Source organism: Sinorhizobium saheli (assembly GCF_001651875.1).
Lineage (GTDB): Bacteria > Pseudomonadota > Alphaproteobacteria > Rhizobiales > Rhizobiaceae > Sinorhizobium > Sinorhizobium saheli.
Map to the genome: position 1 here is coordinate 391819 of NZ_LNQB01000083.1, position 15324 is coordinate 407142.

Here is a 15324-nt window from a genome sequence, read left to right on the forward strand (position 1 = left end):
AAGGTGCCGGCAGGCGGATGAGGGGCGCTCGCCGGTGAAAACGAACCGACTTACACGTGGAACGCCGCGCCGATCAGCGTCCTCGTATAGGTCTCCTTGGGTGCCTCGAAGATCGCGTCCGTTTCCCCTTCCTCGACGATGCGGCCGTTCTTCATCACGATCACATAGTCCGACATCGCCTTGACGACCGAAAGGTCGTGGCTGATGAAGATGTAGGAGAGGCCGTGCTTTTGCTGCAGGTCGCGCAGGAGTTCGATCACCTGCCCCTGCACGGAGCGATCGAGCGCCGAGGTCGGCTCGTCGAGGATCACCACCTTGGGCTTCAGGATCATCGCGCGGGCGATCGCGATGCGCTGGCGCTGACCGCCGGAAAATTCGTGCGGATAGCGGTTGCGCGAAGCGGGATCGAGGCCGACCTCCTTCAGTGCGGCGATCGCCCGCCGGTCGCGCTCGGCGCGGCCGAGGTCCGGCTCATGCACATAGAGGCCCTCGGTGATGATCTCGCCGACCGTCCGGCGCGGCGACAGGGAGCCGTAGGGGTCCTGGAAAACGAGCTGGAGTTCGCGACGCAGCGGCCGCATCGCACCCCGATCGAAACCGGAAATGTCCGTCGCGCCGAAACGGTAATGGCCGCTGCTCGGCAAGAGCCTCAGCAGCGCCCGTCCAAGGGTCGATTTACCCGAGCCGGATTCGCCCACGATGCCGATTGTCTGGCCTTGCCTGAGGCGCAGATTGACACCGTCGACCGCCCGGAAGACGGAAGCGGCGCCGCGGAAGAGTCCACCGGGGATGCTGTAGTCCACGGCCACGTTGCGCCCCTCGAGGATGATCGGCGCGTGGTCGGCGGGCGGCGCCTTGCGGCCGCTCGGCTCGGCCGCGAGCAGCATCCTCGTGTAATCGGCCTTCGGTCGCTCGAAAATCTCCGCGGTCGTCCCCTCTTCGACGATCTCGCCGCGGCGCATGACCGCGACCCGGTCGGCGAAATGCTTGACGATGCCCAGATCATGCGTGATCAGCACGATCGCCATGCCGAAGCGCTTCTGCAGCGATTTCAGCAATTCAAGGATCTGCGCCTGGATGGTGACGTCCAGCGCCGTCGTCGGCTCGTCGGCGATCAGGATGTCCGGTTCGTTGGCGAGCGCCATGGCGATCATGACGCGCTGCCGCTGGCCGCCGGAAAGCTCGTGCGGATAGCTGTCGATACGCCGCGCCGGCTCCGGAATCCCGACGAGTTCCAGGAGTTCGAGGACGCGCTTCCTCGCCTCCTTTGACGTGCTGTTGCGGTGGTGCACGATCGGCTCGGCGATCTGGCGGCCGATCGTGTAAAGCGGATCGAGCGAGGTCATCGGCTCCTGGAAGATCATCGTGATCTTCGAGCCGCGCACCTTGTTCAGCGCCTTCGGCGCCAGGCCGACGAGTTCCTGGCCGCGATACCGCGCCGAACCGACGACGCGGCCGTTCTTGGCCAAGAGCCCCATGATGCCCATCATGGTCTGGCTCTTGCCGGACCCGGATTCGCCGACCACGGCCAACGTCTCGCCGGAGCGCACGTCGAGGTCTATGCCCTTGACCGCCTCGACCGTTCCGTCCGGCGTCGAGAAATCGACCTTGAGGCCACGCACGGCCAGGATGGAATCGTTGATCTCTGTCATGTCAGCGGTCCTTCGGGTCGAGCGCATCGCGCAGGCCGTCGCCGACGAAATTCAGCGAGAACAACGTGACGACGAAGAAGATGGCCGGGAAGATCAGGAGCCATGGCGCCGACTGGATATTGTTTGCCCCTTCGGAGATCAGCGCGCCCCAGCTCGTCAGCGGCGCCTGCACGCCGAGGCCGAGGAACGACAGGAAGCTCTCGAGCAGGATGACTTTCGGCACGACGACGGTGACGAAGACGATCACCGGGCCGATCGTGTTCGGGATGATGTGCCGGCGGATGATCTGCCAGTCGGTCAGGCCGAGCGCCTGCGCCGCGCCGACGAATTCGCGCCGTTTCAGGGCCAGCGTCTGGCCGCGCACGATGCGCGCCATGTCCAGCCATTCGACTGCGCCGATCACCAGGAAGATCAGGATGAAGCTGCGGCCGAAGAAGACGACGAGCACCACGACGAGGAAGACGAAGGGCAGCGAATAAAGGATCTCGACGAGGCGCATCATGACATTGTCGATGCGCCCGCCGATATAGCCGGAGGTCGCGCCGTAGACGACGCCGAGGCCGAGCGAAACGAGGCTCGCGAGCAGGCCGACGGCGATCGAGATCTGCCCTCCCAGCATGACGCGGACCAGCAAGTCGCGGCCGTTGGAATCGGTGCCGAACGGGAAATATTCGCGGTCGACCTGGCCCTCGACCCTCAGCCTGCGGCCGTCATCCTCGGTGGCGACGACCTTGGTGTTCTCGAATTCGTTCGCCCGGTCGAAATAGCGCGTGGCCCGCGGGTCGATCGGCTGCTCGGACGTCACGGTGGCGGTGAAGGTTTCGCCTTCGACATTGAACTCCTGCAGCGTCACGCGGGCACGTGTCGCCACGCCCTCCATCACGTCCCGGAGCGTCGAGGTATCCGGCCGCGGCTCGAGGCTCGGGCCGATCGAGACATAGGACGGGAAGACCTGGTCGTAGGTATGCGGCGAGAAGAACGGCCCGATGAAGGAGAAGAGCGCGATCAGCGCCAGCATCACGCAGCCGGCCATGGCGGCACGGTTGCGGCGGAAGCGAAGTGCTGCAAGCTGGAAGAGGCTGCGGCCCCTAGTTTCGGGCGCCGATACGGGGGTCTGGACGATCTCAGTCATGGCGAACCCTCGGATCGAGCAGGCCGTAGAGAATATCGACCACGAGATTGAAGACGATGACGAAGATGGCGATGAGGATGACGGTGCCCATCACCAGTGTGTAGTCGCGGTTGATCGCGCCCAGAACGAAATAGCGGCCGACCCCCGGAATGGTGAAGATCGTCTCCACCACGGCCGAACCGGTGAGAAGGGCCGCGGCGCAGGGCGCCAGGTAGGAGACGACCGGCAGGAGCGCGCCGCGCATCGCATGCGTCACCACGACGGCCCGCGGCGGCAGGCCGTAGGCACGCGCCGTACGGATATGGTCGGTATTGAGCGCCTCGATCATCGAGCCGCGGGTAAGCCGCGCGAACACGGCGAGCTGCGGCAGGGCGAGCGCGATCATCGGCAGGATCAGGAAGCGCAACGATCCGTCTCCCCAGCCGCCGGCGGGCAGCCAGGCGAGCACGATGGCAAAGACGAGGGTCAGCACCGGGCCAACGACGAAGTTCGGGACGGTGACGCCGATCGTCGCCACCGACATGATCGTGAAGTCGAGAAAGCTGTTCTGCCGAAGCGCCGCGATGGTGCCGGCGACGACGCCGCCGACCACGGCCAGGACCAGCGCGTAGAAGCCGAGCTCCATGGAATAGGGCAGGCCCTTGCCGATCAGCTGCGCGACATTGTTGTCATGGTAGATGTAGCTCGGACCGAAGTCGCCCGTCACCGCATTGCTGAGATAGGTGATGTATTGGCGCCAGAGCGGCTGGTCGAGGTGATAGGTCCTCATCAGGTTCTCCATCGTGGAGGGGGGGAGAGGACGCTCGAGATTGAAGGGGCCGCCGGGCGCAAAACGCATCAGGAAGAAGGATATGGTGACGACGATGAACAGCGTCGGCACCGCGCTCGCCAGTCGGCGAAGGATGAAGGCGATCATGGACTTGCTCCGGAAACGACGCGCGGGAACCGGTGCCCCGCGCGTCGCTTCAGTTCGTTATTCGGCGATCGACAGGAACTTGCTCAAGTGCGCGTTCGGCGCATTGTCCTGCCAGCCCTTGACGCGGTCCGAGACGAGCCAGAGGTCCGCCTGGGTCAGGAACGGCGCAATCGGCTGTTCCTTCATCAGGAGGGCTTCGGCCTCGTGCAGGATCTTCGCGCGTGCCGCCGGATCCTGTTCCTCATAGGACTTCTTCATCAACGCGTCGTATTCGGCGTTTTCGAAGTGGCCGTAGTTGAAGGTCTTGTTGGTGCTGAGGCTCAGCGCCAGGAAGTTCTCGGCGTCGGCATAGTCGGCCACCCAGCCGGCGCGCGCGACGTTGAACTTGCCGCCTTCCTGCAGGTAGGCATAGTGCGAGGAGACGTCGAGGTTCACGAGCGAGACCTTGGCGCCGAAGGTGTTCTTCCACATGTCGGCTACCGCCGTCGCAACGCGCTCGTGGTTCGGGTTGGTGTTGTAGCGGATTTCGATGTTGAGCGGCTTGCCGCCCTCGCCGTAGCCCGCTTCCTTCATCAGCTCGATCGCCTTGTCCTCGCGGTCGAGCTGCGACATGTCTGCAAAGTCGGCCTTGGCGGGTTCGCCGTAGCTTTCGATGCCCGGCGGGACCATCGAGTAGGACGGCAGCTGCGAGCCGCTGTAGATCTCCTTGGCGAGGAAGTCGCGGTCGACCGCCATCGAGAGCGCGCGGCGGACGCGGACGTCGCTATAGGGCTCCTGGCGCGTGTCGAAGGCGTAATAATAGGTGGCGAGCGTCGGCGAGACGTGCACCTGGTCGTTATAGGACTTGCGCAACCGGTCGATCTGGTCGGCCGAGAAGTTGTAGACGAGGTCCATCTCCTTCGCTTCGAAGCGACGCACCGAGGCGGCCTGGTCGTCGATCGGGTAGAAGATTACCTTGTCGAGCTTGACGTTGGCCGCGTCCCAGTAGTTCGTGTTCTTCTCGACCGTCAGGCTGTCGTTCGGCACATGCGCCATCAGCTTGAAGGCGCCGTTGGAGACCATAACGCCCGGCTTGACGAAGTCGGCGCCATTCTTTTCGACGCTCGCCTTGCTGACCGGAAGCGCGGTCTGGTGCGCGAGCAGCTCGAGGAAGAACGGTGTCGGGCGCTCGAGGGTGACCTCCAGCGTCTTCTCGTCGACGGCCTTGACGCCGAGCTGGTCGACCGGCAGCTCACCCTTGTTGACCTTTTCGGCATTCTTGATCGGGAAGAGGATGTTGGCGTATTCGGCGGCCGTCTTCGGGTCCTCGACGCGGCGGAACGAGAAGGCGAAGTCCTCGGCCGTCACCGGCGAGCCGTCGGACCACTTGGCATCGGCGCGCAGCTTGAACTTGTAGACGAGGCCGTCATCCGAGAGTTCCCAGGTTTCGGCCGCACCGGGCACGATCTTGCCGGCGGCGTCGTAGATCGTCAGGCCCTCATAGAGGTCTTTGAGGATGAACTCCTCGATGTTGATCGAGGTGTGCGCCTGGTCGAGCGTCTGCGGCTCGCCGGCATTGCCGCGATGAAGCACGTTCTCGGCGAGTGCCGGGCTTGCGCCGACGAGCAGCGAGCCGATGAGCGCGGCGCTGAGTGTGAGTTTCAGTGAAGCCATTTTTCTTCTCCTTCCCCTCGTTTTGCGTGTGGTTGATTGCAGGAGAGAAGTGCAATTTCGCAGGAAAGGCAAGGCGATTTCTGCACCCTCCTTTATAAAACGAAATTCTGATTAGCGCTATGGTTGCGGCTCCTTCGCGACGATTTCCAGACGAGGGGGACCGGAGAATTATGCGCCCTGCGCGGCCAACTGCAACGTTTTAGATTTTTTCGAACGGTCACGCCGCGGCTCCCCCGAATGCGATGGTCAGGCTGTCATGCAAACATCATGAAGGGAATCGGCACTTTACGTAATATGCAGAAAAATTCGCCGCCTCTTTCGCAATGATTTTGCGATCCGGGGCTGCGCACGTCTTGAGCCACGACCCGCCGCAGGATCGATCCCGGCCATTTCCGCGACGTCTGGCTCCGCCGAATTTTTCCGTTGGCGAGCACTTCGCGGAAGTCCGACGCCACCAACCAGAAAGCGAGTAGGGCAATCTTCAACGGAACGGCTTTTCATCCACAGCAATTCCGCTGACGCACGTTCATCAACGACACGGCCCCTGCCCGGCGCCGGTTGCCAAAAGGCTTCCATAGATTATTGTGCCCTTGACTTGGGTCCGGCGCACCGGTTTCAGAGGCACTCGAGCGCGTTCACACGCCTCCTCGGGGCCGGTGCGCGGCCCGCTTACCGGCGGCGTCGACCGCTCATCTTGGCGCCTGGAGTGGGCGCGCAGCATCAGGGAGATTTCGAATGGCATTGATCACATTGCGGCAACTGCTCGACCACGCGGCGGAGAACAATTTCGCGCTTCCGGCCTTCAATGTGAACAATCTCGAATACATCCAGGCCGTCATGCGGGCGGCGGACGCGACCGACTCTCCCGTGATCCTCCAGGCAAGCCGCGGTGCGCGCGCCTATGCCGGCGATGCCTTCCTGCGCCACCTGATCCTCGGCGCGGCCGAGGAATATCCGCATATCCCCGTCTGTCTCCATCTCGATCATGGCGATCAGCCGTCGACCTGCATCTCCGCCATCACCAACGGCTTCACCTCGGTGATGATGGACGGCTCGCTCGAAAAGGACGGCAAGACCGTCGCGAGCTATGAATACAATGTCGCCGTCACCGCCGAGGTGGTGAAGATCGCGCATGCGGCGGGTGTTTCGGTCGAGGGCGAGCTCGGCTGCCTCGGCAACCTCGAAACGGGCGCCGGCGACAAGGAGGACGGGCACGGCTTCGAAGGCAAGCTGTCGCGCGAGGAATTGCTGACCGATCCCGACCAGGCCTTCGATTTCGTCTCCAAGACCGGCGTCGACGCCCTTGCGGTGGCGATCGGCACCAGCCACGGCGCCTACAAGTTCACGCGCGAACCCGACGGCGAGATCCTGTCGATCGAGACGATCGCCAAGATCAACAGACGCCTGCCGAACACGCACCTCGTCATGCACGGGTCGTCTTCGGTGCCGGCCGACCTGCAGGAGCTCTTCAATGCCTATGGCGGCAAGATGAAGAAGACCTGGGGCGTGCCGGTCTCGGAAATCCAGAAGGCCATTCCGCTCGGCGTGCGCAAGGTCAACATCGACACCGACCTGCGCCTCGCCTTCACCGGCGAAATCCGCAAGCATCACCTCGAGCATCCGGAGAATTTCGATCCGCGCAACTATCTGAAGCCGGCGATCGCCCACATGACGGAGGTCTGCAAGGAGCGCTTCGAGGCCTTCCGCGCCGCCGGCCAGGCATCGAAGATCCGGGTGCTGAGATTGCCGGAAATGGCGAAACGCTACGCGGCCGCCTAAAGCATTTTGCAGTCAGGCGGAATCACCCGACGTCGCACAAATGCGGCCAAAACAAGCAGATAGAGCGGTGGCGCGAACACATGCGGGCGCATCCCGCTCTAGGTCTTTGTTTCTTACGCATGTCGTTGTCGCAAAACCGCTGAACACTTTTGCGCGACATGCCTGATGCATGTCGCCTCAGGCAAACGACAAGCGATTGCGAGCGCGGTGTACCCGGATGGGTGCACCGCGTTCGCCTTTGCGCGTCCTAACTCCTGGCCCTAACCCTGCCGCTCCATCCGCGTCTCGTGCTCGTAGAGCTGATCCATGCTGAGGGAGGCGACATCGGCGAGCGACGCCCGGCCTTTGACGCGGCCGGAGCCGAGGACAACGACGTCGTCGCAGAACGAAATCGTGCTGCGGTGATGGCTGATGACGATGGTCGTGCGGCGGCCGGCCCTCAATCTCAGCGTCTCGACGATCGCCGCTTCGGAAAGCCCGTCGACCGCATTCGTCGCCTCGTCGAGGATCAGGATTGCCGGATCACGCACGAGGGCTCTGGCGAGCGCGATCCGCTGCCGCTGCCCGGCCGAGAGGCTTGCGCCCCGGTAGCCGACCACCGTCTGATAGCCTTGCGGCAGTTTTTCGATGAAGCCGTGCGCCTCCGCCAGCCTCGCCGCGCGCTCGGCTTCCGCAAGGGTCGCGCTCTGACCGTAGGTGATGTTCTCCAGGATGCTGCCGTCCACCAGTTCGAGATCCTGGCTCGCGACCGCGATCTGGCGCCGCCACGCCCCAGGATCGATCTGGTCTAGCGGCACTCCGTCGATCAGAATGCGCCCCTCGTCGGGCTCGACGAAGCGGCAGAGCATATTGACGATCGTGGTCTTGCCGGCGCCCGAGCGGCCGATGATCGCCGTCGAACGACCGCTGAGGACGTCGAAGCTCACCTCGCGCAGCACCACGGGACGCGCCTCCGATCCGGGATAGCGGAACGTCACGCGATCGAATTTGATGCCCTCGCCCAGGCCGTCGACCGGTTCGCTGCCCGAAGGCGGCTTCGGCTTGTCGGACGAATCCAGCAGCCACCGCACCTCTTCGAGCGAACCGCTCCAGCCCTGGATCTGGCTCCACGACATCTGCAGGGCCCGCATGTGCGGCTGCAGGCGATAGAGCAGCACCACGAAAGCGACGATCACCGGGAAGCTCACGCCGGAGAGCCAGGCGCCGACCACCGCCGCCAGGAACAGCGCGGAATGGAGCACCTCCGTCATCGGCGGCAGGGCGCCCTGGCGGGCCTGCAAGGCAAAGCCCGCACGGCGAACCGCGTCCGAGGCTCCATCGAAGGTGGCCTTCTCGCGTGCCTCCTGGCCGAACACCCGAATGAGCCGCCCGGCATGGACAAGATGCAGCATCCTGGCGGCGAGCTCGCCATTGAAGGACGTCACCTCACGGCTCGGACGCCTGAGCGTTGCCGAGACTGCGGCATGGGCGAGCTGGACGAGAACGAGGCCCAAGGCGACGAACAGGGTCATCTGCCACGACAGGAGAAGCAGGAAAGAAAGCAGGATGACGGCAGCCGAGCCGTGCACGATCGCCGCGAGCACGGTCTGGATCGCGTCGGAGGCGCGCCATGACTCGTTGGAGATGATGTTGAGCAGGCGGCCGGGGCTATGCTGCAGGAAAAACGGATAGCCGATCCGCAGGAGCTGATCCGAAAGGGCGCTGCGGATGGAATGGCTCGCCTTGCCGTAGATGAAGGTCGTAAGCAGCGTGTTGGCGAAGGCGAGCACATTCTTGAGCGTGATCAGCGCCAGGACGGCAGCGGCGATCACGAGCAGGCGCTCGCCGTCGCCCAGCCCTTCGCCGATCTGCTGGAAGACCGCGGAAATCCCGCTCAGGCCGGCCGGCTGGTCATCGCCGGCGATGATCCCGAGCATCGGGATGATGAGGCCGATGCCGGCGCCCTCGAGCGCGGCGCTGGCAAGACCCAGCACGACCACCGCCGGCAGCAGGCGCAATTGCCGCCCCAGCGCGTCGCGCAGCAGTTGCAGACCGGGCACCAGGAATTTGAGCATGGCCCTCACCTCGGTTTTGCCGCTGCCTGGTCGATCGGACAGGCTTCTGCCCGCGGCGCCGGCCCGGTCATGGCAAGGCGCACGAAACGGGCGGCGCCGAGCAGGTTCATCGAAACGATCGGCCAGTGCGACAGTTGCAGTTCGGGGTCGAATCTCGCTCCGCCGCAGGCTTGGCAGCAGGCCGATCTCACCGTCCAGCAGAAATGCTTTAAAAGCCAGGGCGCGGTGAAAAGATGCTTCAGGCACAATCCGCCATTGCCGAGACTATAGTCGCGGTGAAGCCTTTCGATTGCCGCGCGCGCCCGCCGGCCGTGGTGATGATGGACGAGCATGTCCGGTACGTATTCGACCGGGATGCCGAGATTATAGGCGCGCACCAGGTAATCGGTGTCCTCCGCCGCTTTCAGCGGTGCGCCGGCGCCGAAGCGTGTGTCAAAGGGGCCGATGAGTGCGGCCACGTCGCGGTGCATGGTCATGTTGCATCCAAGCACGAAACCGCCGGGATGGATATCCGGGCTCAGACGCGCCGCCACTCTCGACCGTTTGACGGTGAACGGCAGGTCCAGGGAATTGCCGAGTTCGACGCGACCGCCGCGGATGACGCGCTCTTCGCCGTGGCCGTAGTGCCGCTGCAGGTCGGCGAGGTAGTGTGCGTCCACCTCGCAGTCGTCGTCAATGAAGACCAGCACTCGGCCGCGTGCCCGCGCCATGCCGGCGTTGCGCGCCCCGGCCAGTCCCGGGCGCGGCTCGGCGACGAGGGCGACGGCAATCGGCGACGCGGCTGCGATGCGCACCAGTGCCTCCGCAGTGCCGTCCGTCGAACCGTTGTCGACGATCACGAGCTCGCTCATGACGGCCGGGTGGGCGCGACATGCGGCCTCGATCGAGCGGATGCAGGCTCGAAGCGCAGACACGCGGTTGCGCGTGCAGACGATGAAGCTCGCGAACGGCCGTGAGCCGCTCGACACGGCAGCGACCGAGACCGGCCGCGCGGCCGTCGGCTCCCTTCGCCTTTGCGTTGTTGCGGGATGATCAATCATTTCAGGTTGAGCCTGTCCTGGAAAGCACGCTCGCGGCGGGCACGGATCGCAGGTAGCGCGCCAGGCGATCCACCCGCTGCGCCGCCGCCAACGAAAGGCGGCTGCACCAGGGCGCGCGCGCGCCCGCGAACAGTCCGTATCGTTCGCGGCGGCGGATGAGGCCCCACCGTCCCGTCCGCGTCAGGAACAAGTGCGTCAGTTGCGGCCGCCCCTCATCGGCGATGAGCTGGTAGAGGAAATAGAAGAAACACCGAGCGCCCTCCTCGTAGACGCGGCGCAGCTCACTCGGCCGCGACGCGATCTCCCGCTCGAGCGCGAGCACCCACTCGGCGGCGCACTCGACCGTCTCCTTCGTTACCGCGAAACCTATTTCGTCGAGCGCGCCGGTATCGTCGAGGAGGCCGTCCCGCTCCAGGTTTTCCGCCACGATGCGCAAATGGGTGCGGCGCATCTGCCGCTTGTGCTTGTTGGTGACGCTGCCGTCGTGGATCCGGTAGGCGACCAGCGCATCGTCGATCATCGCGGCCGGGAAGCGATCGGTGATCCGCCTGAAGAGGTCGAAATCTTCCGCGTGCACATAGTTCGCGTCGTAGCGGAGCAAGGCCTCCGGTATCACTCTCCGGTCGTAGACGACGGTCGGATGCATGAAGACGGTGAAGAACATCGACAAAATGCGCAGGCTGCCCAGCCGGTAGATCGGGTTGGGCTCGCCGCGGACGATGCGGTTGCCGATCAACATATCGACGCCGCTGCCGCAGAGCGCGAGGCCGGGTTGCTCGGAAAAGAGCGCGACCTGCCGCGACAGGCGCGACGGATAGGCGATGTCGTCGGCATCCATGCGGGCCACGAGTTCGCCGCTTGCGAGCTCCAGGCCCTCGTTCAGGGTCGCTATGAGACCACGGTTCTCCCGGGAAACGATCAAGACGCGGCGATCGGACTTGCCATAGCGCTCGAGGATGCCGAGCGAGCCGTCGGTCGAGCCGTCATCGATCGCGATCACTTCCAGGCGTTCATGGTCCTGCCGCAGGATGCTTTCGAGCGCGGCGGCCAGATAGGGTTCCGCGTTGTAGATCGGCAGCAGGACGGAGACGAGTGGTATCGGCATGGTTCGGCTCCCGCGCTATTGAAGGTCCGAGGTGCGGAAGGATTTGCCGCCGCCGACCGGATCGCCGAGATAGGCGGCGTAGCGATCCGCGCGCGCCTCTCTTCCGAGGATCGGACGGACATAGGGAAAATGGCGCTTCAGGGCATTGAGCGGCTTTTCGAAGAAGAGCCATGACAGGCAAGCGACGACCAGCGTCAGCGCTCCGGCGACGACGAACCGCCCGATGCCCTGCTGCGAGACATTGACGGGAATGAAGCGCTGCGCCTCGACGACAAGGGCGAGGATCACCGCATGAAAGAGATAGACGCCATAGCTGATGCGTCCGAGCGCCGTCAGCGGCGGCAGCTCGATCAGTCGTCCGAGCGACCCGCCACGCCCCCTGGAACAGGCGCCGACCAGCATCGCGAGCGGCAGGATCGGAAAAACCTCCAGTCCGACCCATGCGAGCCATGCCAGCGACGGCGTCATGGCAGCGGGTTTAAGCCACAGCAGGGCGAGTGAGAGGAGCGACAGCGGCAACCAAGAGAGCTGCGCCCAGCGCGGCCAGCCCTTGCGCCAGGACGGACTGGCAGCCAGGAGCGCGCCGGCGCCGAGCGCATCCATCGAGGCCGGAGGCAGGAGGTCGCGTGCGAGCGACGGCGTGGCCGTGAGCGGCCAATAGAGGCGGAAGGCAAGCGAGCAGGCGATGACGCCGACGCAAATCCGGGCGATCGACCGGCGCGGCGCCAACAGGATGATGAGCGGCCAGGCGAGGTAGAACTGCTCCTCTATGCTGAGGCTCCAGGTGTGACAGAGAACCCAGGGCACCCATTCGTTTTGCAGCGCGTACCAGAAGTTCGAGAGGTAGAGCGCGTGCCACGCCAATACCTTTTCGGAGCGCTCGAGATCGAGGAGCCAGACGAGGCCCAGGACCAGGAAATAGGGAGGAAAGATGCGCAATGCCCGGCGGATGTAGAAGGCCTTCAGCACGGTCCCCGATTCAAAGGGGGCGGCATCCCGCGCGTCGAGCAGCAGCCGGGTAATCAGGAAACCGCTCAGGACGAAGAACAGCCGCACGCCGATGTGGCCCCAATGCGAGCCGTCGACCGCCAGGAAATGCGCGTAGAGCACCAGCATGACGGCGACGGCTCTCAGGCCATCCAACTGGCGGTCGCGCAAAATCCGCATGGTCATCCCCTCTCCCCGTCAATCATCGCGGGGTCCTCTGCGACGGCGCCTGAAACAGCGATGCCTCGCCGGGTTCTCTCTGGCAAAAGGCCGTGGACCGGGTAGGTGAAAGAACGCTTAAACGTCGTAAAGGTAAATCGGGCTAAACTTTGGCCGCCCGATCACAAGCATTTCCCACCCGCGCGGAAGGCGATGCATGTGTGCCTCTTTGGCAATACGACATGACAAATGCCGATCGACTTGAACGCCGCGCCCGGCGATCATCCGCATTAGTTGTATTAAATGTGGAACTACATCAAAAAGACTGCAATCGGAGAGAAGTAATTCAGTTCGATTGCGCGCCGCAAGCGCCCCGTATCGCTTGCTAAAAGGTCGGCGGCGTGTTGATCCACAACAGGACCGTCTCGCCGTCATGCCTGTTCGACCAGGCATGGCGGCGGCGGCTCTCGAAATAGAGAGAGTCGCCCGGATTTAGATCGTAGAACTGATCGCCATCGAGCACGAACTCCACATGGCCGGAGAGCACATAGACGAATTCCTCGCCCTCGTGCCGGTAGGCGCCCTCGCTCGAGGCGCCGGGTGCCAGCACGAAGCGATGGCAATCCATCTGGTTGTTGCCTTCGGCAAGCAGCTGCACCGTGACGCCGGGCGTCGTGCGCGGCCAATTGTGCCATTCGCCGGCACGGACGAGCGCCCGCACTTGCGGCTGCTCTTCCCCGGAGAGGCTCGACACGGTCGTTCCGAAATATTCCGCGAGGTTGTGCAAGACGGCGACGGAGACACCCTGGGAGGTCCGCTCTAGCGTCGACAGGACCGATGCGGCGATTCCGACGTCACCCGCCACCTGCTCCAGCGTCTTGCCCGCCGCATGCCTGAGGCTGCGCAGCTTCCGCCCGACCTGCACGTCGGCGCTGTTTTCCGGCGCTGCTGCCGCGTTGTTCTCGTCGGCTGCACTTTCCGCTTCGAGCGCCTGCCGTATCGCCGCCGGGTTCAGGCCGCGTTCGGCACGGAACCAGGAGATGCGCTTCAGGCGCGCGAGATCGGCCTCGGTATATTGCCGGTGGCCGGTCGCCGAGCGCTCGGGCACGACGAGTCCCTGCGCTTCCCACAGCCGAAGCGTCGAGGCCGATACGCCGGCGAGCCTTGCCGCCTCGGCAACCTTGTAGCGTACGGTATCGGCACCGCTCATTTTTTCCTGTCCTCATTCCGGCTTCGGGTGCGACGCGGTTCGGAGCCCCCTGTCGCTGCCCGGCAATCTACCCGTGCGGCTCGCCGCTTTACAAGGAGCGCCCGACGGCTTCGGCTCTCATTAGCTCTGCCTCGCATTAGCCTCGGCTGTGTCCCGATCAGCAAATTTGATTTGCATTCCATTCCAAAAGATGTACCACTTCCGAGGAAAAGTTGCAGAAAAAATGCAAACTATTCCTCTCGAAAACAGGACGACGACGATGACGAGCCTCCCCGATCGCAAGAACGCAGCCATCTCCCGCGGCGTTGGAATGACCACGCAGATTTACGCCGAGCGCGCCGAAAACGCCGAGATCTGGGACAAGGAAGGCAACCGCTACATCGATTTCGCCTCCGGCATCGCCGTCGTCAACACCGGCCACCGCCATCCGAAGGTGATCGCCGCCGTCAAGGCGCAGCTCGACCGCTTCACCCACACCTGCCATCAGGTCGTTCCCTACGAGAACTACGTTCACCTGGCGGAGCGCCTGAACGCGCTCGCGCCCGGCAAATTCGCGAAAAAGACGATCTTCGTCACGACCGGCGCCGAGGCCGTGGAAAACGCGGTGAAGATCGCCCGCGCCGCGACGGGGCGCCAGGCGATCGTCGCCTTCGGCGGCGGCTTCCACGGCCGCACCTTCATGGGCATGGCGCTGACCGGCAAGGTCGTGCCCTACAAGGTCGGGTTCGGCGCGATGCCGGGCGACGTCTTCCATGCCCCCTTCCCGATCGAGCTCCACGGCGTCACCGTCGAGCAGTCGCTGGCGGCATTGAAGAAGCTCTTTGCCGCCGACGTCGACCCTGCCCGCGTCGCTGCGATCATTCTCGAACCCGTCCAGGGCGAAGGCGGCTTCTATCCGGCGCCGACCGCCTTCATGAGGGCGCTGCGCGAAATCTGCGACCAGCATGGCATCCTGCTCATCGCCGACGAGGTGCAGACCGGCTTTGCCCGCACCGGCAAGCTCTTCGCCATGGAGCACCATGACGTCGCGGCGGACCTGATGACGATGGCGAAGAGCCTCGCTGGCGGTTTCCCGCTTGCCGCCGTGACCGGACGCGCCGAGATCATGGATGCACCCGGACCGGGCGGACTTGGCGGCACCTATGGCGGCAACCCGATCGGCATCGCCGCCGCCCATGCCGTGCTTGACGTCATAGAGGAGGAGAAGCTCTGCGAGCGCGCCAACCAGCTCGGCAACCGGCTGAAGCAGCGCCTCGCCGCCATTCGCGAAAAGGCGCCGGAGATCGCCGACATTCGCGGCCCGGGCTTCATGAATGCCGTCGAATTCAACGACGCGACGACGAACCTGCCGAGCGCCGAATTCGCCAACAAGGTCCGCCTGATCGCCCTCGACAAGGGTCTCATCCTGCTCACCTGCGGCGTCCATGGCAACGTCATCCGCTTCCTGGCGCCGATCACCATCCAGGACGGGGTCTTCGCCGAGGCGCTCGACATCCTCGAGGCATCGATCCTTAAAGCCCGCGGTTGACGGCGGGCCGGACGGCCGCTATCGCGGTCGTCCGATGCCCAGGGGGCGCCCACGATGCGGCGCGCTCCCAACACAACAGAAAAGAAGCGAGGCTTGCGGCCGCGGCAGG

Annotated in this window: 12 protein-coding genes; 2 read left to right on the top strand and 10 right to left on the bottom strand. The window is 64.4% G+C overall.

Annotation, left to right across the window (positions count from 1 at the left end; genetic code table 11):
- Window positions 1-50: 50 nt before the first annotated feature.
- From ATB98_RS21550 to ATB98_RS29115, 5 genes are all read right to left on the bottom strand, one after another.
- A complete protein-coding gene (locus ATB98_RS21550) occupies window positions 51-1652 on the bottom strand; it encodes an ABC transporter ATP-binding protein (protein WP_066877236.1) in 1602 nt (533 codons plus the stop codon).
- A 1-nt stretch (window position 1653) separates the two neighbouring features.
- Complete coding sequence (locus ATB98_RS21555; protein ID WP_066877238.1) at window positions 1654-2784, bottom strand: ABC transporter permease; 1131 nt, start codon at window positions 2782-2784, stop codon at window positions 1654-1656.
- Complete coding sequence (gene oppB / locus ATB98_RS21560) at window positions 2777-3700, bottom strand: oligopeptide ABC transporter permease OppB (RefSeq protein WP_066877240.1); 924 nt, start codon at window positions 3698-3700, stop codon at window positions 2777-2779. The genes ATB98_RS21555 and oppB overlap by 8 nt, the downstream gene beginning before the upstream one ends.
- Before the next feature lie 57 nt (window positions 3701-3757).
- Window positions 3758-5353: a peptide ABC transporter substrate-binding protein gene (locus ATB98_RS21565; RefSeq protein WP_066877241.1), complete on the bottom strand. Its 1596-nt coding sequence runs from the start codon at window positions 5351-5353 to the stop codon at window positions 3758-3760.
- Window positions 5354-5607: 254 nt separating this feature from the next.
- Window positions 5608-5838 (bottom strand): hypothetical protein, encoded by a 231-nt coding sequence (locus ATB98_RS29115; RefSeq protein ID WP_153435823.1) that lies wholly within the window; start codon window positions 5836-5838, stop codon window positions 5608-5610.
- A 250-nt stretch (window positions 5839-6088) separates the two neighbouring features.
- Between ATB98_RS29115 and fba the strand changes: the two genes are divergently transcribed.
- Complete coding sequence (fba, locus tag ATB98_RS21570; protein ID WP_066877243.1) at window positions 6089-7132, top strand: class II fructose-bisphosphate aldolase; 1044 nt, start codon at window positions 6089-6091, stop codon at window positions 7130-7132.
- 260 nt (window positions 7133-7392) lie between these two features.
- Here the strand turns inward: fba and ATB98_RS21575 are convergent, their stop codons facing one another.
- From ATB98_RS21575 to ATB98_RS21595, 5 genes are all read right to left on the bottom strand, one after another.
- Entirely contained in the window at window positions 7393-9186 is a 1794-nt protein-coding gene (locus tag ATB98_RS21575) for an ABC transporter ATP-binding protein (RefSeq protein ID WP_066877245.1), read from the bottom strand.
- A 5-nt stretch (window positions 9187-9191) separates the two neighbouring features.
- Entirely contained in the window at window positions 9192-10226 is a 1035-nt protein-coding gene (locus ATB98_RS21580) for a glycosyltransferase family 2 protein (RefSeq protein ID WP_066877247.1), read from the bottom strand.
- A 1-nt stretch (window position 10227) separates the two neighbouring features.
- Complete coding sequence (locus ATB98_RS21585; protein WP_066877249.1) at window positions 10228-11331, bottom strand: glycosyltransferase family 2 protein; 1104 nt, start codon at window positions 11329-11331, stop codon at window positions 10228-10230.
- Between the two features lie 15 nt (window positions 11332-11346).
- On the bottom strand, window positions 11347-12498 hold the full coding sequence (locus ATB98_RS21590) for an acyltransferase family protein (RefSeq protein ID WP_066877452.1): 1152 nt from the start codon (window positions 12496-12498) through the stop codon (window positions 11347-11349).
- A gap of 364 nt (window positions 12499-12862) precedes the next feature.
- A complete protein-coding gene (locus tag ATB98_RS21595; RefSeq protein ID WP_066877253.1) occupies window positions 12863-13687 on the bottom strand; it encodes a MerR family transcriptional regulator in 825 nt (274 codons plus the stop codon).
- Window positions 13688-13946: 259 nt separating this feature from the next.
- Here ATB98_RS21595 and ATB98_RS21600 point away from each other — a divergent pair, with 259 nt between their 5' ends.
- Complete coding sequence (locus ATB98_RS21600; RefSeq protein ID WP_153435828.1) at window positions 13947-15215, top strand: 4-aminobutyrate--2-oxoglutarate transaminase; 1269 nt, start codon at window positions 13947-13949, stop codon at window positions 15213-15215.
- Window positions 15216-15324 lie beyond the last annotated feature (109 nt).